The sequence below is a fragment of the Roseomonas sp. AR75 genome, assembly GCF_005222815.1.
Lineage (GTDB): Bacteria > Pseudomonadota > Alphaproteobacteria > Acetobacterales > Acetobacteraceae > Falsiroseomonas.
This window is the reverse complement of the sequence record NZ_STGB01000002.1, coordinates 434,973-455,821: the sequence shown is the minus strand read 5'-3', so window position 1 is coordinate 455,821 and position 20,849 is coordinate 434,973. Positions and strand designations below refer to the sequence as shown.

Here is a 20,849-nt window from a genome sequence, read left to right as displayed (position 1 = left end):
TCCACTCATGCGGGCACAACGTCGTGCACCGCGATCCGTTTCGGGCGGCGCCGTGGTGCGCCGCCCGGGCCGGAAATCAGGCGGCCGCGGCCACAGGCGTCGGCGCCACCGGGATGCGCTGCGCAATCTTCCCGACCGCCTCGTCGCGCGTGATGTTCTCGACCGCGGCGATCTCCACGGCCAGGCGCTCCAGCGCCGCCTCGAAGATCTGCCGCTCGGAGAAGCTGCGCTCGGGGTTGTTCACGTTGCGGCCGAGGTCGCGGAGCACTTCCGCCACCTTGCGCGGATCGCCGCTGTTGAGCTTCGCCTGCAATTCCGCCGCGCGCCGCGCCCAGGTGATGCCACGCACCGCGCCGCGCGGCGTGGTGGTGAGCACGTCCAGCGCCTCGCCGATCAGCGCGCCGCCCGCGAGGCGGCGGATGCCGTTCACCGACACCTTCGCGCGCGGCACGCGCAGCAGCAGGCGGCCCTCACCGAAGGCGAAGTGGACGAGCTCCAGCGTCTCGCCGCCGACCGTGGCGGTCGATTCGCCGGTCACGCGACCGACGCCGTGGGCGGGGTGCATCACCGCATCACCGACCGCGAAGCCCGCGAGGTCCTTGGACTTCGCGGCGGGCTGCGTGGCGGTGCGGGCGGCGTCGGGCTTCGGCATAGCGGCCGGCTCCATTCATCAGGAACTGTCGGAAGACATCCAGATGACGTTGGTCGCGGCGAAGATCAAGCTTTTCGCGCAGGATCGCTCATGCGTGCAGCGCACGGGTCTTTTGTGCGCAACGCGGTTGCTCTCCTGCCTCCCCGGCGCCGCGGTTATGCTTCATCATGAACCGATCGCAAGGAGAAGCGGGATGCAGCAGGTCGATTCGCTGCGCGCCAGCGTTTTCGTCACCCCGCAGGCGCTCGCCGCGCAGCAAGGTGTCGCGGTTCTGGCGATCCGCAACCCACGCGGTGACGAGCAGGCCACACCGCGCATTCCCGGCGCCGTGGATGTGGACCTGCCGACCGAACTCGCGTCGCCCGGTGGCGGCACGCGCGGCAGTCGCCCCCTTCCGGACGTGAAGGCGCTGCAAGGTCACGCGCGAGGCTGGGGCCTGCGACAGGGGCAGCCGGTCGTCGTCTACGACCATGATCGCGGCCTGGTCGCCGCGCGCGCCTGGTGGGTGCTGCGCTGGGCGGGCATCGCCGATGTGCGCCTGCTCGATGGCGGCTTACCCGCGTGGGTCGCGGCAGGATTGCCGGTGGTGCATCGCCCCCCGGCGCCGACCGCGGGCGATGTGGTGCTGAGCGCGGGTCACCTGCCGGTGCTGGACGAGGACGCGTCGCTGGCGATGGCGCGTGACGGCGTGCTGCTCGATTCCCGCGTGCGGCCCAACTACATCGGCGGGATCGTGCCGCCGGGGACGCCGCCGCGCGGCCATATTCCCGGCGCGCTCAGCGCACCCGCCGCCGACAACTTCACCGAGCCCGGCCCCTTCGCCGATGCGGCGACGCTGCGCCATCTGTATGCCGCGCTCGGGGCGGATGGCACGAAGCCCGTCGGCGTGTATTGCGGCGCCGGGATCTCGGCGGCGGTGAATGTCGCGGCGCTCGCCTCGCTCGGCATCGCGTCGGCGATGTATCCGGGCTCCTGGTCGGCCTGGAGCGCCGATCCCGCGCGGCCCGTTGTGGTGGGAGGACGTCCCGAGTGAGCGTTTTCGACGAGGTCATCGACCGCCGTGGCACCGGCTGCTCGAAATGGTCGCGCTACGAGCCCGATGTGCTGCCCATGTGGGTGGCCGACATGGATTTCGCGGTCGCCGCGCCGATCCTGCAGGCGCTACGCGCGCGGCTCGATCATCCCGTTCTCGGCTACGGCGTCTCGCAGACCGGGTTGAAGCAGCAGATCGTCCTCTGGCTGGAAGCGCAGTATGGCTGGCGCGTCACGCCGGAGGACATCCTGATGCTCCCCGGCGTGGTGCCGGGCTTCAACCTGGCGCTGCGCACCGTCTGCGCGCCGGGCGCGGGCGTGGTGGTGCAGACGCCGGTCTATCCGCCGATGCTGAAGGCGCCGGAGAATGGCGGGCTGAGGCGGCTGGACGCACCGCTGACCGCCGATGACCGGGTGGACTTGGATGTGCTCGGTGCGGCGCTGCGTGCGGCGGGGCAGGGCGCTTTCCTTCTGTGCAACCCGCACAACCCGACCGGCCGCGCCTTCACGCGCGACGAGCTGCAATCCATGGCGGCCGCCTGCCTCTCTGCCGGCGTCGCCATCGTCTCCGACGAGATCCATTGCGACCTTCTCTTCGAGGGAAGGCGGCACATCCCCATCGCCAGCCTCGCGCCCGCGGTCGCGGCGCGCACGATCACGCTGATGTCCGCCGGCAAGACCTGGAACATCGCCGGGCTGAACGCCTGCTGGGCCGTGGTGACCGATCCGGCGCTGCGCGCGCGCTTCGCCGCGGTGCTTGCCGGCGTCGCGGACCACGTGAACATCCTCGGCCTGATCGCGACGGAGGCCGCGCTGGCCGAAGGCGCCGCGTGGCGGAACGATGTCCTGGCCTATCTCCAGGCCAACCGTGACTGGCTGGCCGATGCCGTCGCGTCCCGCCTGCCCGGCGTCACCATGCGGCTGCCGGAGGCCACCTATCTCGCCTGGCTCGATTGCCGCGGCAGCGCAGCCGCCGCAGACCCGCATCGCTTCTTCCTGGAGAAGGCGCGGGTGGGCATGAACCCCGGCCCGGATTTCGGCCCACCCGGCGCGGGCTTCGTGCGCTTCAACTTCGGCTGCCCCCGCGCCCTGCTGGAGGACGGGGTCGGGCGCATGGCCCGCGCGCTCGCCGAAGCGTGACGGGATCGCAATTTCTTCCCCGTGACGGGCGTCCGGCGCTCTTGCATCCGGCGAAGCCAGCATCCATGAAGACGGAAATTCATGGCGGGCATGCAAGCAGGGCGGGTCTGTTCCGCCCGCCGCATCCCCTCCGGGCTGCTCGGGGAGGCAGACGGGCGTGGCATCCAAGGATCCGGACGGGACGATCCTGGAGACGGAAGGGCTGACCAAGGAGTTCCGCGGCTTCGTCGCGGTCTCCGACGTCGCGCTTCGCGTCGGGCGTGGCACCATCCACGGCCTGATCGGGCCGAACGGCGCCGGCAAGACAACCTGTTTCAACCTGCTCACGAAGTTCCTGCCGCCGACCCGCGGCAGCATCCGCTACGACGGGCAGGACATCACGGCGATGAAGCCGGCTGAGGTCGCGCGGCTCGGCCTGGTGCGATCCTTCCAGATCTCGGCGGTCTTCCCCAACCTGACGGTGCTGGAGAATGTCCGCGTCGCCCTGCAGCGGGCGCGTGGCGGGTCCTTCGACTTCTGGCGCAGCGAGGCTTCGCTGAAGCGCTTCGAGCCGCGTGCGATGGAACTGCTGGAGGATGTCGGCCTCACCACCTATGCCAGCTACACCGCGGGCGAGTTGCCCTACGGCCGCAAGCGCGCGCTGGAGATCGCGACCACGCTCGCGCTCGAGCCGCGCATGATGCTGCTCGACGAACCCACGGCGGGCATGACGCATGAGGATGTCGGGCGGATCATGGCGCTGGTGCAGCGGGTGGCGAAGGGGCGCACCGTGCTGCTGGTGGAGCACAACCTCACCGTCGTCTCCGGGCTCTGCGATCGCATCACGGTGCTCACGCGCGGCCGCGTCCTGGCGGAGGGCACCTATTCCGAGGTCAGCCGCAACGAGGAGGTGAAGGCCGCCTATCTCGGCACCGATCCCGGCATCTCCGGAGGCGAGGCGCATGGCTGAGGCGATGACCGCACCGCGCATGGCCGCGGCCGGCACGGCGATGCTGGAGATCCGCGGCCTGGAGGCCTGGTACGGCGAGAGCCACGTGCTGCACGGCGTCGGGCTCGACATCCGCCAGGGCGAGGTGGTGACGCTGCTGGGGCGCAACGGCGCCGGCAAGACCAGCACGCTTCGCGCCATCATGGGGCTGGTGGGAAGGCGCAGCGGCTCCATCCGCTTCGAGGGGAAGGAGCTGATCGCCGCGCGCCCGGACCTGATCGCCCGCGCCGGCATCGCCTATTGCCCCGAGGAGCGGGGCATCTTCGCCTCGCTCGACGTGACCGAGAACCTGTTGCTGCCGCCGGTGATCGCGCCGGGCGGGCTTTCGCTCGACGAGATCTACACGCTGTTCCCCAACCTGAAGGAGCGGGCCCGCAGCCAGGGCACCAAGCTCTCGGGCGGCGAGCAGCAGATGCTGGCGATCGCGCGCATCCTGCGCACCGGCGCACGCCTGCTGTTGCTGGACGAGCCGAGCGAGGGTCTTGCGCCCGTCATCGTGCAGCAGATCGGCGCGATGATCCGCGAGATCAAGCAGCGCGGCTTCACCGTGCTGCTGGTCGAGCAGAACTTCCGCTTCGCCCAGACCGTGGCGGACCGGCACTACGTGATGGAGCACGGCAAGGTCGTGGACATGGTGGCGAACGAGGATCTCGCCGCCAGCATGGACCGGCTGCACGATTACCTCGGCGTCTGACGGCGCCGGGCGAAGCAACCACACCAGGGAAGGACCACACCATGTCAGTCAACCGCCGCACGCTGCTCGGCGCCGCCGCCACCGCCCCCGTCTGGGGCGCGCTGCCCTACCGCTCGGCCCGCGCGCAGGCCGCCAACACCATCCGCATCGGCGTGCTGAACGACCAGTCCGCGCTCTACCGCGACATCTCCGGCCCCGGCTCCACCCAGTGCGTGGAGATGGCGGTGAAGGAGAGCGGCATCACCCAGTCCGGCATCAACGTGGAGGTCGTCCAGGCCGACCACCAGAACAAGCCGGATGTCGGCTCCACTGTCGCGCGGCAGTGGTTCGACCGCGATGGCGTGGACGTGATCGTGGACGTGCCGACCTCCTCGGTCGCGCTGGCGGTGAACACGTTGACGCGCGAGCGGAACAAGGTGTTCCTCAATTCCGGCGCGGCGACCTCCGACCTCACGGGCAGCGCCTGCTCGCCGAACACGATCCACTGGACCTACGACACCTACATGCTCGCCAACGGCACCGGCGGCGCGATGGTGCGGGCCGGCGGCAACACCTGGTTCTTCATCACCGCGGACTACGCCTTCGGCCATGCGCTGGAGCGCGATACCACCGCCTTCGTCACCGCGGCCGGCGGGCGGGTGCTGGGCGGCGTGCGCACGCCCTTCCCCGGCACGACCGACTTCTCCTCCTTCCTGCAGCAGGCGCAGCGGTCCCGCGCGCGGGTGATCGGGCTGGCGAATGCCGGCGGCGACACGATCAACTCCATCAAGCAGGCCGCCGAGTTCCGCATCACCCGCGGCGGCACCAAGCTGGCCGGCCTGCTGGTGTTCATCACCGACGTCCACTCGCTCGGGCTTGAGGTGGCGCAGGGTCTCGTGCTGACCGAAACCTTCTACTGGGACCTGAACGATCGCACCCGCGCCTTCACCCAGCGCCTGGGCAACATGCCCGGCGGCCTGAGGCCCTCCATGGTGCAGGCCGGCTGCTACTCCGCCGTGCTGCATTACCTGAAGGCGGTGAAGGAGATGGGGGCGGCCGCGGCAAAGGCCTCGGGCGCCGAGGCGGTGGCCAAGATGAAGGCTATGCCCGCCGACGACGACGCCTTCGGCCAGGGCACCATCCGCGCGGATGGCCGCAAGATCCACCCGGCCTACCTGTTCGAGGTGAAGCAGCCCTCCGAGAGCAAGGGCGCGTGGGACTACTACAAGCTGGTCGCCACCATCCCCGCCGACGAGGCCTTCCGCCCGCTGGCGCAGGGCGGCTGCTCGCTGGTCCGTTCCTGACCCGAATGGCCGGGAGGGCGGCGCCCTCCCGGCCTCCTGCCGCGACGCAAACCGGACGGGGCCGACGTGCTGGAAGACCTTCTCTTCAACCTGCAGCTGGTGGCGCTGGGCATCAGCAACGGCGCCTTCTACGCGATGCTGTCGCTTGGCCTCGCCGTGATCTTCGGCATGCTCAACGTGATCAACTTCGCGCATGGCGCGCAGTTCATGATGGGCGCCTTCGTCGCCTGGCTGCTCCTCACCCAGCTCGGCATCGGCTACTGGCCCTCGCTGCTGCTCTCGCCGCTGATCGTCGGCCTCGTCGGCGTCGCGATGGAGCGGCTGATGATCGCGCGGCTCTACAAGCTGGATCACCTCTATGGCCTGCTCCTGACCTTCGGCTGCGCCCTGGTGATCGAGGGGCTGTTCCGCAACATCTTCGGCTCCTCCGGCCAGCGCTACTCCGCTCCGCGCGAGTTCCAGGCGCTTGACCTCGAGTTCGGCGATTTCTTCATGCCGGGCTACCGGGTCTGGGTGCTGATCGCCGGCACCACGATCTGCATCGCCACCTGGCTGGTGATCGAGAAGACCAAGGTCGGCAGCTACCTGCGCGCCGCGGTGGAGCGCCCGCAGCTCGTGCAGGCCTTCGGCATCAACGTGCCCCTGATGATGACGCTGACCTACGGCGCCGGCGTCGCGCTGGCCGCGCTGGCCGGCGTGCTGGCCGCGCCGGTCTATTCGGTGCACCCGGCGATGGGCGCGAACTTCATCATCACCGTCTTCGCCGTCGTGGTGATCGGCGGCATGGGCTCCATCCTCGGCGCCATCGTCACCGGCTTCCTGCTCGGCTTCGTGCAGGGCGTGACCGACGTCGTCTATTCCGAGGCCTCGCAGACCGTGGTGTTCGTCATCATGGCCATCGTGCTGCTCACGCGGCCGGCCGGCCTGTTCGGGAGGGCCTGAGCATGGCCGAAGGCAGTCTCGTCGCCGGCACCGTCGGCGCCCCCGCCGTCGAGAAGGAGGCCGTCTTCGGCTTCACCCGTGCGCAGGCCACCGCCTTCCTGGTGCTGGTCGCCTTCGTCGTGGTGAGCCCGTTCTTCCTGTACCCGGTCTTCCTGATGAAGGTCCTGTGCTTCGGCCTCTTCGCCTGCGCCTTCAACCTCCTGATCGGATATGTCGGCCTGCTCTCCTTCGGGCACGCCGCCTATTTCGGCATGGGCGCCTATGTCACGGGCTACGCCGCCAAGGCCTGGGGCGTGCCGCCCGAATTCGCCATCCTGATGGGCGGTGCCACGGGCGCGCTGCTCGGCCTGCCCTTCGGCTGGCTCGCGATCCGCCGCGCCGGCATCTATTTCGCGATGATCACGCTGGCGCTTGCGCAGATGGTCTACTTCTTTGCCCTGCAGGCGCCCTTCACCGGGGGCGAGGACGGTATCCAGGCGATCCCGCGCGGCACGCTGTTCGGCGTGTTCGATCTGACCAGCGACTTCACGATGTACTGGCTCGTTGCCGCCGTGTTCCTGGCCGGCTTCCTGCTGATCCACCGCATCGTCCACTCGCCTTTCGGCCAGGTGATGAAGGCGATCCGCGACAACGAGCCGCGCGCCACCTCCCTCGGCTACCGCGCCGACGACTACAAGCTCATGGCCTTCGTGCTCTCCGCCACGCTGGCCGGCATCGCCGGCGGCACCAAGGCCCTGGTCTTCAACATCGCAACCCTCACCGACGTGCACTGGGCGATGTCGGGCGAGGTCGTGCTGATGAGCCTGGTGGGCGGCCTGGGCACGGTGTTCGGCCCCGTGGTCGGCGCCGCGGTGATCATCACCATGCAGAACTACCTGGCCGAGTTCGGCGCCTGGGTGCTGGTGATCCAGGGGGGCATCTTCATCGCCTGCGTGCTCGCCTTCCGCCGTGGCGTGGTGGGCGAGATCGGGCACGCGCTCAAGGTCAAGCTGTAGCGGGGGCTGCGCCGCCCGCCGTTAACGCGGGCTTTGCCGATGCCGTGGCATCTGCCGCGGACCATCCGCGAGGCCCGCAGTGACTCTCTCGATCCGCCGTATCCTGCTGCTCGTCCAGGTGCTTCTGGCCGGGGCGCTCGTCGCCACCGCGCTGCGCGGCTGGTTCACCGAGCGCGAAGACCATGACCGCATCGAAGGCCTGCGCGCCGAGGTCGTCGCGCCGCTCGGCCGGCTCTGGACGCTGTCGGATGCCTATGCCGTCTCGGTGGTGGACCTCGCGCACAAGCTGCGCAATGGCGGCATGGATTTCCCGGAAGGGCGCAGGACCCTCGCCGCGGCGGAAGCGCGCATCGCCGAATCCTTCGGCGCGCTGCGCGAGGCGCCGCCCCCAAGCGCCGACTGGTCGCAGGTCCTCACCGCCCTGCCGCGCGCCGAGGGGCTGCTGACCGATCTGCGCGCCGCGGTGGCGGCCGAGGATCGCGCGGCGCTGGACCGCCTCGTCCTCACCCGGCTCTACCCCGCCATAGACCCGCTGACCGAGGCGATCGGGCAGATCACCACGACGCTCATCGCCCGCGCCGATTCCGCCGTGGCGGAGGTGCAGGCCGATGGCGCCACCTCGACCCGCGACTTCGCGATCACCACCCTGCTCGGCCTGCTGGCCGTTGCCGGAAGCTGGTGGGTGGTGCGCAGCCGCGTCTCCCTTCCGCTGGATGCGCTGGCCCGCAGCACGGCCGCGCTCGCGGAAGGGCGGCTCGACACGCCGGTTCCCCATGCCGACCGGCGCGACGAGATCGGCGCCGTCGCGGCCGCGCTCGATGCGATGCGCGGCAAGGCCGCCGAGGCCGCCGGGCTGCGCCGCGCACAGGAGGCCGAGCGCCTGACCGCCGAGGCCGCGAAGACCGCGGCGCTGCGCGCCATGGCCGACCGCGTCGAACAGGAAGGCCGCGCCGCGGTCGACGCCATCGGTGGCCAGGTCACGGCCATGCATGACAACGCGATCGGCATGACCGAAAGCGCCGAACGCGCCGCAGCGGCCAGCGGTGCCGTGGCGCAGGCCGCGCATGAGGTGATGCAGCATGCCGAATCCGGCGCCGCCGCCACCGAGGAACTCTCTGCCTCGATCCGCAGCATCACCGCCCAGGTCGAGGCCGCCGCCGCCGCCGCGCGCCGCGCCGTGCAGCGCACCGAGACCGGCTCCCGCGCGATCGAAGGGCTGGAGGAAGCAGTGCGTCGGATCGGCGACGTCGCCCGTCTGATCGGCGATATCGCAGGCCAGACCAACCTGCTCGCGCTGAACGCCACGATCGAGGCCGCCCGCGCCGGAGAGGCGGGCAAGGGCTTCGCCGTCGTCGCGCAGGAGGTCAAGACGCTCGCCACCCAGACCGGTCGCAGCACCGAGGAGATCGCCCGCCAGCTTGCCGAGGTGCGCGACGCCACCGGCGCGGTGGTGCTGGCCGTGCGGGAGACGCTGGACGCGATCGGCGAGCTCGATGGCATTTCCGCCAGCATCGCCGATGCGATGGCGCAGCAGAACGCGGCGACGCAGGACATCGCCCGCACCGTCGCCGGCACCGCCGCCGCCGCCCGGTCCGTGGCGGAGCGCACCGCCGGCATCGGCACCGAAAGCGGCGCCGTCGGCACCCGCGCGCGCGAGGTGACCGGCGCGGCGGAGGCCGCGACCGCCGCGATGCAGGAGCTGCGCCGACGCCTGGTGCAGGCCGTGCGAAGCTCCACGGACGACGTGGACCGCCGCGAGGTGCCGCGCCTGGCGCTCGACCTTTCGGTGCAGCTCGTTCACCAGGCCGGGGTGACGGCCGTGCGGCTCGCGAATCTCTCGGCAGGCGGCGCCGCGCTGCGCGATGCCCCCGCGCTGCCGACCGGCGGTCGCGTCGGCCTGCGCCTGCCGGATGGCGGGCCGGAACTGCGCGCCACGGTGTTGGAGGAGGAGGCAGGGCTGCTCCGCCTCGGCTTCGACGCCCCCGGCCTGGCCGCGGAGCGCCTCTCCGCCCTCGGCGCAACGCCCCCGAGCGCCCGCGCCGCCTGACCTTCCCGTCCTTACCCCTGCGCGGGGAGGCTCGCGGGTGGGGGCGGCGAGCCACAACCGGACCGGCCAGCGGAGTGCCCCAGGCCGAGGCAGTCCTGCCCATCCGGCGAGCGTCTTGCCGGCTTGCGGGCCGCGCAGCATGGCCGCCCGGGCTTGCGCCGCCCGCCCGGCGTGGCACACAGCAGAGGATGACCTGGTCCATCCTCGCCCGCGACCGCGCCACGGGAGAGATCGGCGCCGCCGTGGCCAGCCGCTTCCTGGCCGCCGGCGCGCTGGTGCCGCGCGTCGAGGGCGGCGTCGGCGCCGCCTGCACCCAGGCGCTGGTGAACCCCTTCCACGGCCCCGACGCGCTGGCGCGGCTGCGCGCCGGCGAGGTGCCGAGCCCGGCGCTGGCCGCGCTGATCGCCGCCGATGCCGGACAGGCGACGCGCCAGGTGCATGTGCTCTCCGCCGCCGGCGCCATAGCGCAGCACACCGGCGCGGGCTGCGTCGGCTGGTGCGGCCATGTCGCGGCCGAGGATGTCTCGGTCGCCGGCAACATGCTGGCCGGGCCGGAGGTGGTGGAAGCAACCCGCGACGCTTTCCTCGCCACCGCCGGCCTGCCGCTGGCCGAGCGCCTGCTGGCCGCGATGGAGGCCGGTGAGGCCGCGGGCGGCGACAGGCGCGGGCGGCAATCGGCGGCGATCCAGGTCGGCTCGGCCGATCCCTATCCCGATCTCGACCTGCGCGTGGACGACCACCCTGACCCGCTGGCGGAGCTGCGCCGGCTGCACACGGTCTGGCGCGGCTACCTGCGGCATTTCCGCCGCTTCCTGCCGGGGCGCGACCATCCCGGCGTCTTCGATCGCACGGTGATCCAGGCGGCCATCGCCAAGGCGCAGGCGGACGAAGGGTGAGCGAACCGGTCCTGGAACTGCGCGACCTCTCGGTCACGCTCACCACCGACCGTGGTCCGCTGCGGCCGGTGGATGGCGTGTCCTTCGTGGTGGAGGCCGGGAAGACGCTTGCGGTGGTGGGGGAGAGCGGGTGCGGCAAGTCCGTCACCGCGCTGGCCATCATGGGCCTGCTGCCGCAGGGCGCGCGCATCGGCGGCTCGGTGCGCTTCGCCGGCCAGGACCTGGCGGCGCTGGATGCCGAGGCGCTGCGCCGCAAGCGCGGCGCCGAGCTCGCGATGATCTTCCAGGAGCCGATGACCAGCCTGAACCCCGCCTTCACCGCCGGCGAGCAGGTGGCGGAGGCGCTGCGGCTGCACCAGGGCCTCTCGCCCGCCGCAGCGTTGGCGCGCGCGGAGGAGATGCTGGCGCGGGTGCGCATCCCCGATGCAGCGCGGCGCGCGCGGCAGTACCCGCACCAGCTTTCGGGCGGCATGCGCCAGCGCGTGATGATCGCCATGGCGCTGGCCTGCCGCCCGCGCCTGCTGATCGCGGACGAGCCGACCACCGCGCTCGACGTGACGGTGCAGGCGCAGATCCTGGCTCTCATGGACGAGCTGAAGGCCGAGACCGGCACGGCGGTGCTGCTGATCACGCACGATCTCGGCGTGGTCGCCGACCATGCAGACGAGGTCGCGGTGATGTATGCCGGCCGCATCGCGGAGCGCGCCCCGGCCGCGACGTTGTTCGCCCGGCCGCAGCATCCCTACACGGTCGGCCTGCTCGGCGCCGCGCCCTCGCTGGAAGGCGGGGCGGAGCGGCTGGCGAGCATCGAGGGCACGGTGCCCGATCTCCGCGCGCCACCGCCCGGCTGCCGCTTCGCCCCGCGCTGCCCCTTCGCCATCGCGCGCTGCTCGGAGCAGCCGCCTCTGGCGCCGATGGGCGAGGGCCACCTCGCCGCCTGTTGGCGCGCGCCGCTGGATGCGGTGCTGGAGGCGGCGGCGTGACGTCTGCTGCGCGCCAGCATGGGGAAGCCCTCTCCCCCTCTTATGGGGGAGAGGGTTGGGTGAGGGGGACGCCCCGGATCAAGATAGCTCTTGCCGCCCGCCAAGCCCCCCTCACCCATCCCTCTCCCCCCGTCGGGGGGAGAGGGTTGTCGTTTGCCTGCCGTTTGCCGTCGCACTCGCCATGACCCCCCTCCTCGAACTCCGCGACCTCGTCCGCGCCTTCCCCGTCCGCGACGCGCTCGGCCGCGCGAAGGGCGCGGTGCGCGCGGTGGATGGCGTGTCGCTCGCCGTCGCGGAAGGCGAGGTGCTGGCCATCGTGGGCGAATCCGGCTGTGGCAAGTCCACGCTCGGCCGCCTCGCCCTGCGGCTGATCGAGCCCGATGCGGGCAGCATCCGCTTCATGGGCGAGGATCTGCGCGCCTTGAAGCCGGCGGATCTGCGCCGCCGCCGGCGCGACATGCAGCTGATCTTCCAGGATCCCTTCGCCAGCCTCGATCCGCGCATGACCGTGGAGCAGGCGGTCAGCGAGCCGCTGCGCCTGCACGGCATCGTGCCGCGCGCGCAGGAACCCGCGCGCGTCGCGGAGCTGCTGGCGCGCGTCGGGCTGCGGCCGGAACTTGCGCGGCGCTGGCCGCACGAATTCTCCGGCGGCCAGCGCCAGCGCATCGCCATCGCCCGCTCATTGGCCAGCCGGCCGCGGCTGATCATCGGCGATGAGCCGGTCAGCGCGCTGGATGTCTCCGTGCAGGCGCAGGTGATCAACCTGTTGCAGGACCTGATCGCGGAGCTGCGGCTGACCTTCGTGCTGATCAGCCACGACCTCGGCGTGGTGCGCCACATCGCGGACCGCGTGGCCGTGATGTATCTCGGCCGCATCGTGGAGGAAGGCCCGACCGAGGCGGTGTTCCGCGCGGCGCGCCATCCCTACACCCGTGCGCTGCTCGCCGCCGTGCCGGGCCAAGGGGGCAGGGACGGCGGCAAGGCGATCCCGCTGGAAGGCGACGTGCCCAGCCCGATCGACCCGCCCTCCGGCTGCCGCTTCCGCACGCGCTGCCCCTATGCCGAGGCCGTCTGCGCGGAACGCATGCCGGAGCTGGAGGGGGCGGCGCATCGGGCAGCCTGCCATCTGCAGGACCGCTTGCCGCCGCCCCGCCCGCCGGCCGAACATGATGCGGGTGGCGAGCGCCTGCGGCGCCTGCAGGCCTATTTCACGGACCGCCACATTCCGACAACGACAATGGGAGCGACGAAGACATGATCCGCAAGACAATCGCTGCGGCCTGCCTGGGCGCTGCCGTCCTCGCGACGGCGATGCCGGCACTCGGGCAGAACCTGCGCATCGCGCTGCGCGAGGATCCGGACATCCTCGATCCCACGCTGTCGCGCACCTATGTCGGCCGCATCGTCTACATGGGCTTCTGCGACAAGCTGTTCGACATCAACGAGCGGCTGGAGGCCGTGCCGCAGCTCGCCACCGGCTATCGCTGGGAAGACCCGACAACGCTGATCATCACGCTGCGCCAGGGCGTGCGCTTCCACGACGGCGAGGTGATGGACGCGGAAGCCGTGCGCTATTCGCTGAACCGCCACCTGACGATGCAGGGCAGCTTCCGCCGCGGCGAGCTGGGCAACATCACCGCGATCGAGGTGGTGGACCCGCAGACCGTCCGCATCAAGCTCGGCGCGCCCAACGCCGCGCTGATCGCCACGCTCACCGACCGCGCCGGCATGATCCTCAGCCCGAAGGCCGCCGAGGCCGCGGGCCGCAACTTCGGCAACCGCCCCGTCTGTGCCGGGCCGATGCGCTTCGTCGAACGCGTCGCGCAGGAGCGGATCGTGCTGGAGCGCTTCCCGGAATACTGGGACGCCGGCCGCGTCCACCTGCAGCGCGTCACCTACCTGCCGATCCCCGACAACACCGTGCGGCTGGCCAACCTGCAATCCGGCGCAGCGGAATTCGGCGAGCGGATGGAACCGGACGACCTGCGCGCCATCCAGCGCAACCGCAACCTGCGCGGCGTGGCGGTGGACGAGCTCGGCTGGCAGTCCATCCAGTTCAACGTGAACAACGGCGAGCGATCCGCACCCCTGCGCGACGCCCGCGTGCGCCGCGCCTTCGAGCTGTCGCTCGACCGCGCCGCGATCGTGCAGGTGGTCTATGAGGGCATGTTCAGCCCGACCCGCCAGCCGATCCCGCCGGCCAGCGCCTTCCGCATCCCGAATTTCGATCCGCCCGCGCGCAACGTGAACGCGGCTCGCGCCCTCCTGCGAGAGGCCGGGGTGACCGGCCCGCTGCAACTCGAGATGACGGTGCCGAACAACCCCGATTTGCGCCAGGTGGGCGAGGTCGTGCAGGCCATGGCGCGCGAGGCCGGCTTCGAGATCAGCCTGCGCGCGATGGAATTCGCGTCCTCGCTGCAGGCGGCGCAGCGCGGCGACTTCCAGCTCTACCTCGTTGGATGGTCGGGCCGTACCGATCCCGACGGCAACATCCACGCCTTCATGCACACGCGCGGCGGGCAGAATGACGGGAAGTATTCCAACCCGGAGGTCGACCGCCTGCTGGATGCGGCCCGGCTGGAAGGCGACGTGGCGAAGCGGCGCGACCTCTATCGCCAGGCGATGGAGATCGCCATCGCGCAGGACATGGGGCGGATGTTCGTGTGGCACCGCAAGAACATCATGATCCATTCCGCACGCCTGCAGGGCTACCAGCCCATCGCCGACGGCATGATCCGCCTGCAGGACATGAGGCTGAATTGAGCGTTCGCGTCCTTCTCCCTCCCCCGTTCACGGGGGAGGGTCGGGGTGGGGGTAGCGCCCGCATCCCGGCAGGTTTCGCCGCCCCCACCCTAACCCTCCCCCGCAAGCGGGGGAGGGAACGTTCCACATGACCGGCTTCCTCCTCCGCCGCGTCGGGCAGATCATCCCGACGCTGATCATCCTCTCCTTCATGATCTTCGGGCTGCAGCAGCTCATGCCCGGCGATCCCGCCATCATCCTGGCCGGGGAGGAGCGCGGCGATCCGCAGGTGCTGGCGCAGATCCGCGCCGAACTGCGCCTCGACCAGCCGATCTGGGCGCAATACCTGCACTGGATCGGCAATGTGGTGCAGGGCGATTTCGGCTTCTCCTGGCGCATCCGCATGCCGGTCGCCGAGCTGATCCTGCAGAAGCTGCCGGTCACGGCGCAACTCGCCACCATGGCCTTCATCATCGGGGTGGCCATCGGCGTGCCGCTCGGCATCCTCTCCGCCACGCGGCGCGACACGCCGGCCGATTTCCTCGCCAACGGCATTGCGCTGTTCGGCATCTCCACGCCGAATTTCTGGCTCGGCATCATGATGATCCTGCTGTTCAGCGTGCAGCTCGGCTGGCTGCCGCCCTCCGGCTACGTGCCGCTGTGGGAGGATCCGGTGCAGTCGCTCTCCACCACCATCATGCCCGCCTTCGTGCTGGGCACCGGCATCGCCTCGGTCCTGATGCGCCACACCCGCGCGGCGATGCTGACGGCGCTCGGCCAGGACTATGTGCGCACCGCGCGCGCCAAGGGGCTGGCCGAGAAGACCGTGGTCTGGAAGCACGCGCTCCGCAACGCGCTGATCCCCGTCGTCACCCTCGGCACCATCGAGTTCGGAAGGCTGCTGGCCGGCGCCGTGCTGACCGAGCAGATCTTCACCATCCCCGGCTTCGGCAAGCTGGTGGTGGATGCCGTGTTCAACCGCGACTATCCCGTCGTGCAGGGCGTCGTGCTGGCCACCGCGCTGATCTTCGTGCTGCTCAGCCTGGTCGCGGATCTCTTGTACATGGCCATCAATCCGAGGCTGCGCGCCGCATGAGCGCCCATTCTCCCGCGCGCCTGCCGGGCGCGACCGCCATCCCTGCCATGCTGGAACGCGGCGAAAGCCCCGCGCGGCGCGCGCTGCGCCGCTTCCTGCGCCACAAGCTCGCGGTGTTCGGCTTGGTCGTGGTGGTCAGCTTCATCCTGGTCGCGATCCTCGCCCCCTGGATCGCGCCCTTCGATCCGATCGAGACAAGCTGGTCGCGCATCCGCAAGCCGCCCTCCTGGGAGCACTGGCTCGGCACGGACGAGAACGGGCGCGATGTGCTGTCCCGCCTGATCTGGGGTGCGCGCGCCTCGCTGATGGCGGGCGTCGTCTCGGTGCTCGGCGCCATCGCCATCGGCGTGCCGATCGGGCTGGTGGCGGGGCTCGCCGGTGGCTGGGTGGATGCGCTGCTGTCCCGCATCGCCGACGCGATGCTGTCGGTGCCCTTCCTGATCCTGGCCATCGCCCTGGCCGCCTTCCTCGGCCCCGCGCTCGAGAATGCGATGCTGGCCATCGCCATCACCGCCAGCCCCGTCTTCGTGCGCCTGGCGCGCGGCATGACGCTGGATGCGAAATCGACCGACTGGGTCGAGGCGGCGCGCGCGCTCGGCAATCCGCCCTGGCGCACCGCCGTCGTCCATGTGCTGCCGAACATTGTCCCGCCGCTGCTGGTGCAGGGCACGCTGGCCATTGCGGAGGCGATCATCGCGGAGGCGTCGCTGAGCTTCCTCGGCCTCGGCCAGCAGCCGCCGTCGCCCTCCTGGGGCTCGATGCTCAATTCGGCGCAGCGCTTCCTCGATCCCGCGCCGTGGCTGGCCATCGCGCCGGGTGTCGCGATCTTCGTGGTGGTGCTGGCCTTCAACCTGATGGGCGACGGGCTGCGCGACGCGCTGGACCCGCGGGCGGACCGGAAGTAGCTCACGCGGTCGTGATCCTGCGGTTGTCACCGGGGGCCGACCTTGATGCCGCCCTGCTTCGGGGCGATGTGATGGATGCCATGGATCGCCCTTCTTCGCCGCCGTCGGCGCGCCCACGCCCGATGCTCGCCCTGCTGCCCTGGCCGGCCCGGCGCGGTCTGGGGCTCGGGCTGCTGACCCTGACCCTTTGGCTCGCCAGCTTCCTGGCGCTTGTCCGCGGATGAGCGGCAACCGGCCGCGCCGGCCCTGGGAGCCGCCGCCGCCGCGGCCCTGGGGGCAGGAGGGTGCGCTGTCGCCCTGGGACCAGGGGCGTGCGCGCATCGAGAAGGGGTTCTCCCGCTTCCGCCACGGCACGCGCGGCCTGCTGCTGCCGCTGTTCACCTGGCCGCTGTTCTTCGACGCGATCTGGGAGATCGGCACGGGCGACCTGCGCGGCCTTGTGGCCGCGGCGCTCGGCATCGGTCTCACCATCGGCGCGACGGCAGTGCTGCGCCGCGGCCGGCATGGCGACACGCGCCGCGCCGCGCTGATGGTCGGCGCGGCCACCGGCCTCGTGGCGGGGCTGGGCGCCGCGCTGAACCCGCTGATGGCGGTGCTGCTCGGCGCCGGCGGCTGGTTCGGCACGCGGCTGCTGTATGACGGCGCCGTGCAGGAAGCCGCGCCGCCCGTGCCCCCGGCGCCGCCCGGCCCGCTGGACGAGCATCGCGCGCGCCTGGCCCGGATTGCCGCGGAGCCGCGGCTGGCCGGCATCTCCGGCGCGCTGGCGGGCGTGCTGGACGACCTCGCCGCCCGCCCCGATCGCATCACGGAGGCGCGGCGCTTCCTGGTCGTGCATCTCGACGGCCTCGACCGCATCCGCGCGCGTCTCGAAGCCGGCGCGGAGCCGCCGGAGGGCCTGCCGAAGCTGCTGGAGGACCTGACCTCCGCCGCCGACGAGTTGCGCGACCGCATCCGCGCGGAGGAGACCGCCGCGCTCGACATCCAGGTGAAGGTGCTGTCCGAAAGGCTGCGCCAGGAGGGCTACGCGTGACCCCCGATCCAGGAGCCGACCTGCGGCCAGCGAAGCTGGCCGAGGCCGCGAACGCGGCCCGCCGCCTGTGCGGCGCGCCAAGCGGCCGGAGGCCGCGCCGGCAAATGAGGCAAATGACATGAGCGATCATGTGCGCATCAGCTTTGGCGACAATCCGACGCCGGAGACGCAGGCCACGCAGACGGCGACCGCGCCGCAGATGACGGCGAGCGTCGAGATCACGCCGCCGCCCCGCGCGCCGGCCGAGCTCACGCCGGAACACCAGGCCGCCATCGCCAGCCTGGCCGACCAGATCAACCTCTCCGACCCCGGCTCCATCCTGCGCTTCGGACAGGAGGCGCAGAGCCGCGCCCAGGCCGCCGCCGACGCCATGCTGGAAGGTGCCAAGAACCAGGAGACCGGAGAGGCAGGGCGCACGCTGTCCTCGCTGCTGACCACGCTGCGCGGCTTCGACGTGACCAACCTGGATGAGAAGCCCGGATTCTTCTCCCGCATCTTCACCAGGGCGGGCGCCGAGGTCAGCGGCATCATCACGAAATACGAGGGCGTGAAGGGCCAGATCGAGGCCATCGGCGACCGTCTCGACACCCATCGCACCCGCCTGCTGGAGGATGTCGAGCGGCTGGAGCGGCTCTATGCCGCGACGCTCGAATGGTTCCACGCGCTCGGCGACCACATCGCGGCCGGCGACGCCGTTCTCAAGCGCACGAACGAGACAACAATCCCCGCGCTGGAAAAGCAGGTCGCCGAGAACACCGGCGACGATTTTGCGCCGCAACGCCTGCGCGACCTGCGCGGCGCGCGGGACGAGCTGGAGCGGCGCGTGCACGACCTGCGCCTGACGCGCCAGGTGGCGATGCAGGCGCTGCCCTCGATCCGGCTGATCCAGGAGAACGACAAGGCGTTGTCCTCCAAGATCCATTCGGTGCTGGCCAACACCGTGCCGCTGTGGCGCCAGCAGCTTGCCCAGGCACTCGCGATCCACCGCATGCGCGAAGCCGGCAGCGCGGTGAAGGAGGCGACAGATCTCACCAACCGCCTGCTGACCGCGAATGCCGAGACGCTGCGCCGTGGCAACCAGGAAGCGCGGACCGAATTGGAACGCGGCGTCTTCGACCTGGAGGCGGTGCAGAAAGCGAATGCCGCGCTGGTCGCCACCATCGAGGACAGCCTGAAGATCGCCGACGAGGCGCGCGGGCAGCGGGCGCGCGCGGCAGAGGAACTGGCGAAGCTCGAGGAGGACATCCGCCGCGTGCTGATGCAGGCGAAATCCGCGGCGGCGACGAAGCCGACGACGCCGCCCTCGCGACCTTTCTAGCTTTCCGACGCAGGTCGCCCTCCTTCTCCCTCCCCCGCAGTGCGGGGGAGGGTCGGGGTGGGGGCGCGACTGCCCTCCGCCGATCAGTACTTCTTCCCGCCCCCCTGGCCCGGCCCGAACTTGCCATAGGCCGCGCCATCCACGCCGCCGATGTTGAACCCGCTCAGCACCTCGCGCTCGTCGATGTCGTTGAGGTCGTCGTCGCGATCCGGCATCTGGCCGCGCGGCGTCAGCCGGTCCACCATGCCCGGCAGCCCGCGGCTGAGCTCCGACAGCACCTCGTCGCGCCCCATGCCGGTATGCTGCTCGATATCCTGCAGCGCCTGCGGCGGGATCACGCGCGCCAGTTCGTCCGGTCGCACGTCCCGGTTGGCGCCCGGCCCGATCCAGCTATCCACCTGGTCGCCGAGGCCGGCTCCGCGCAGCTGGTCGGTCAGCGAGGCGAGCCCCTGCCGCCCACCCTGGCCGCGCATCATGTATGCAAGCAGCGCCATCAGGGCGAGGCCCTTCACCCCGCCGAGGCCGCTCGCCAGCCCGCCGAGACCGCCAGCCGAAGGCGCCGGCGCGCGCTGCTGGGGCATCTGCTGCGGCGCGCCGCCACCGGCCATGCCGCCGAGCAGCCCGCCCAGCAGCCCGCCGAGGCCGCCACCGGCACCGCCGAGCAGGTCGCCCAGCCCGCCACCGCCCATGCCTCCGCCCATGCTTCCGCCGCCTGGGCCACCCATCGGTGCGCCGCGCCCGCCTTCATAGCCGGGCGCCTCGCCCCGCCGCAGGCGCGGGTCGCCGAGCGGGGAATTGCCGCCGCCATAGCCGCCGCCCTGCTGCCCGCCGCCGCCCATGGCGCCGCCAAGCGCGCCCTGGAGGATCCTGGAAAGCACGTCCGACATCGCTGCGTCTCCCGTCTCGGCCGGCGGGGATGCGTCCCGGCCGTGTTGACCCCGGATGCTGCCGGTTCTTCGATGGCCGCACAATCAAAAGGAGCGAGCGCCCATGCGTGCCTGGGCCGTGGTGGAATCCAAGAAGCCGCTGCAGGAGATCGAGCTGCCCACCCCGGAGCCGACGGGCAAGCAGGTGCTGCTGGAGGTGACGCATGCGGGCGTCTGCCATTCCGACATCCACATCTGGGAAGGCGAGTGGGACCTCGGCAGCCGCGGCAAGATGAAGCTGTCCGAGCGCGGGGTGAAGCTGCCGCTCGCGATGGGCCATGAGATCGTCGGCCGCGTGGTGAAGTGGGGGCCGGAGGCAGAAGGCCACGGCCTCGCGGTCGGCCAGGAGCGCATCGTCTTCCCCTGGGTCGGCTGCGGCACCTGCGCCCGCTGCCGGTCCGAGGACGACAACATGTGCCTGCAGGGCAAGGCGCTCGGCGTGTTCCAGAATGGCGGCTACGCGACGCATGTGCTGGCGCCGGAACCGCGCCACCTGGTCGATCCCGGCGACCTCGATCCCGCGCTGGCCGCGACCTATGCCTGCTCCGGCATCACCGTGTTCTCGGCGATCAACAAGGTGATGCCGATGGACCCCGACACCGCCATCGTGCTGGTCGGCGCCGGCGGTCTCGGGCTGCAGGCGATCAGCGTGCTGAAGGCGATGGGGCACCGGCGCATCGTCTCGGTGGATGTCAGCGCGGAGAAGCTGGCGGCGGCGCAGCAGGCGGGTGCCACCGATACGGTGGATGCCAGCCAGCCGGAGGTCGCGAAGCGCCTGACCGCGCTCTGCCCCGGCGGCGTCGAGGCGATCATCGACCTCGTGAACGGCAGCGAGACCGCGCGCTTCTGCTTCGATGCGCTGACCAAGGGCGGCAAGCTGGTGCAGGTCGGCCTGTTCGGTGGCGAGCTCGTGCTGCCGCTGCCGGTGATGGCGATGCGCGCGCTGACCGTGCGCGGCAGCTATGTCGGCAGCCCGAAGGAGTTGCGGGAACTGGTGAAGCTGGCGCAGGGCGGCCGCCTCGCGCCCATCCCGATCACGCGCGAGCCCTTGCGCAACGCCGATTCCGCGCTGACGCGCCTGCGCCACGGCCAGGTCGTCGGCCGCATCGTCCTCACCGCCGAAGCCGCGTAGCCCAAAAGCCCTCTCCCCCCTGAGGGGGGAGAGGGTTGGGTGAGGGGG

General features: G+C 71.4%; 20 protein-coding genes. 18 read left to right on the top strand and 2 right to left on the bottom strand.

All coding sequences use genetic code 11. The annotated features are described in order from the left end of the window. Window positions 1-76 precede the first annotated feature (76 nt). The gene (locus E4T13_RS10120; RefSeq protein WP_170984913.1) at window positions 77-652 is read right to left on the bottom strand and encodes a CarD family transcriptional regulator; all 576 of its coding nucleotides are present in this window, start codon (window positions 650-652) and stop codon (window positions 77-79) included. Here E4T13_RS10120 and E4T13_RS10115 point away from each other — a divergent pair. From E4T13_RS10115 to E4T13_RS10035, 17 genes are all read left to right on the top strand, one after another. Beyond that, a complete protein-coding gene (locus E4T13_RS10115) occupies window positions 621-1,685 on the top strand; it encodes a sulfurtransferase (RefSeq protein WP_240791070.1) in 1,065 nt (354 codons plus the stop codon). The genes E4T13_RS10120 and E4T13_RS10115 overlap by 32 nt on opposite strands. Further along, window positions 1,682-2,824 (top strand): MalY/PatB family protein, encoded by a 1,143-nt coding sequence (locus tag E4T13_RS10110; protein WP_137178142.1) that lies wholly within the window; start codon window positions 1,682-1,684, stop codon window positions 2,822-2,824. The genes E4T13_RS10115 and E4T13_RS10110 overlap by 4 nt, the downstream gene beginning before the upstream one ends. A 157-nt stretch (window positions 2,825-2,981) precedes the next feature. Further along, a complete protein-coding gene (locus E4T13_RS10105) occupies window positions 2,982-3,773 on the top strand; it encodes an ABC transporter ATP-binding protein (protein ID WP_137178141.1) in 792 nt (263 codons plus the stop codon). Window positions 3,774-3,813: 40 nt separating this feature from the next. Continuing rightward, on the top strand, window positions 3,814-4,506 hold the full coding sequence (locus E4T13_RS10100) for an ABC transporter ATP-binding protein (RefSeq protein ID WP_206030155.1): 693 nt from the start codon (window positions 3,814-3,816) through the stop codon (window positions 4,504-4,506). 41 nt (window positions 4,507-4,547) lie between these two features. Next, window positions 4,548-5,789: an ABC transporter substrate-binding protein gene (locus E4T13_RS10095; RefSeq protein ID WP_137178139.1), complete on the top strand. Its 1,242-nt coding sequence runs from the start codon at window positions 4,548-4,550 to the stop codon at window positions 5,787-5,789. 66 nt (window positions 5,790-5,855) lie between these two features. Next, a complete protein-coding gene (locus tag E4T13_RS10090) occupies window positions 5,856-6,731 on the top strand; it encodes a branched-chain amino acid ABC transporter permease (protein WP_137178138.1) in 876 nt (291 codons plus the stop codon). Window positions 6,732-6,733: 2 nt separating this feature from the next. Further along, complete coding sequence (locus tag E4T13_RS10085) at window positions 6,734-7,726, top strand: branched-chain amino acid ABC transporter permease (protein ID WP_137178137.1); 993 nt, start codon at window positions 6,734-6,736, stop codon at window positions 7,724-7,726. Window positions 7,727-7,805: 79 nt separating this feature from the next. Next, window positions 7,806-9,773 carry a methyl-accepting chemotaxis protein gene (locus E4T13_RS10080; RefSeq protein ID WP_137178136.1) on the top strand — a complete coding sequence of 656 codons (1,968 nt, stop codon included), beginning with the start codon at window positions 7,806-7,808 and terminating at the stop codon, window positions 9,771-9,773. Between the two features lie 188 nt (window positions 9,774-9,961). After that, window positions 9,962-10,669, top strand: coding sequence for a DUF1028 domain-containing protein (locus E4T13_RS10075; RefSeq protein ID WP_137178135.1), 708 nt, complete (start codon window positions 9,962-9,964; stop codon window positions 10,667-10,669). Then, window positions 10,666-11,652: an ABC transporter ATP-binding protein gene (locus tag E4T13_RS10070; protein WP_137178134.1), complete on the top strand. Its 987-nt coding sequence runs from the start codon at window positions 10,666-10,668 to the stop codon at window positions 11,650-11,652. Before E4T13_RS10075 ends, E4T13_RS10070 begins: the two co-directional genes overlap by 4 nt. A 181-nt stretch (window positions 11,653-11,833) precedes the next feature. Next, window positions 11,834-12,910, top strand: a complete 1,077-nt coding sequence (locus E4T13_RS10065) for an ABC transporter ATP-binding protein (protein WP_137178133.1) — start codon at window positions 11,834-11,836, stop codon at window positions 12,908-12,910. Further along, window positions 12,907-14,415, top strand: coding sequence for an ABC transporter substrate-binding protein (locus tag E4T13_RS10060; protein ID WP_137178132.1), 1,509 nt, complete (start codon window positions 12,907-12,909; stop codon window positions 14,413-14,415). Before E4T13_RS10065 ends, E4T13_RS10060 begins: the two co-directional genes overlap by 4 nt. 127 nt (window positions 14,416-14,542) lie before the next feature. After that, the gene (locus tag E4T13_RS10055) at window positions 14,543-15,490 is read left to right on the top strand and encodes an ABC transporter permease (RefSeq protein WP_137178131.1); all 948 of its coding nucleotides are present in this window, start codon (window positions 14,543-14,545) and stop codon (window positions 15,488-15,490) included. Continuing rightward, the gene (locus tag E4T13_RS10050; RefSeq protein ID WP_137178130.1) at window positions 15,487-16,395 is read left to right on the top strand and encodes an ABC transporter permease; all 909 of its coding nucleotides are present in this window, start codon (window positions 15,487-15,489) and stop codon (window positions 16,393-16,395) included. The genes E4T13_RS10055 and E4T13_RS10050 overlap by 4 nt, the downstream gene beginning before the upstream one ends. 11 nt (window positions 16,396-16,406) lie before the next feature. Beyond that, a complete protein-coding gene (locus E4T13_RS10045) occupies window positions 16,407-16,619 on the top strand; it encodes a hypothetical protein (RefSeq protein ID WP_137178129.1) in 213 nt (70 codons plus the stop codon). After that, on the top strand, window positions 16,616-17,425 hold the full coding sequence (locus E4T13_RS10040; RefSeq protein WP_137178128.1) for a hypothetical protein: 810 nt from the start codon (window positions 16,616-16,618) through the stop codon (window positions 17,423-17,425). Before E4T13_RS10045 ends, E4T13_RS10040 begins: the two co-directional genes overlap by 4 nt. Before the next feature lie 118 nt (window positions 17,426-17,543). Further along, window positions 17,544-18,743 (top strand): toxic anion resistance protein, encoded by a 1,200-nt coding sequence (locus E4T13_RS10035; RefSeq protein WP_240791069.1) that lies wholly within the window; start codon window positions 17,544-17,546, stop codon window positions 18,741-18,743. A gap of 83 nt (window positions 18,744-18,826) precedes the next feature. On the opposite strand, the gene E4T13_RS29840 is transcribed toward E4T13_RS10035, so the two are convergent. Further along, complete coding sequence (locus E4T13_RS29840; protein WP_170984869.1) at window positions 18,827-19,630, bottom strand: YidB family protein; 804 nt, start codon at window positions 19,628-19,630, stop codon at window positions 18,827-18,829. 103 nt (window positions 19,631-19,733) lie between these two features. Between E4T13_RS29840 and E4T13_RS10025 the strand changes: the two genes are divergently transcribed. Continuing rightward, window positions 19,734-20,801 (top strand): alcohol dehydrogenase, encoded by a 1,068-nt coding sequence (locus E4T13_RS10025; RefSeq protein WP_137178127.1) that lies wholly within the window; start codon window positions 19,734-19,736, stop codon window positions 20,799-20,801. Window positions 20,802-20,849: the final 48 nt, after the last annotated feature.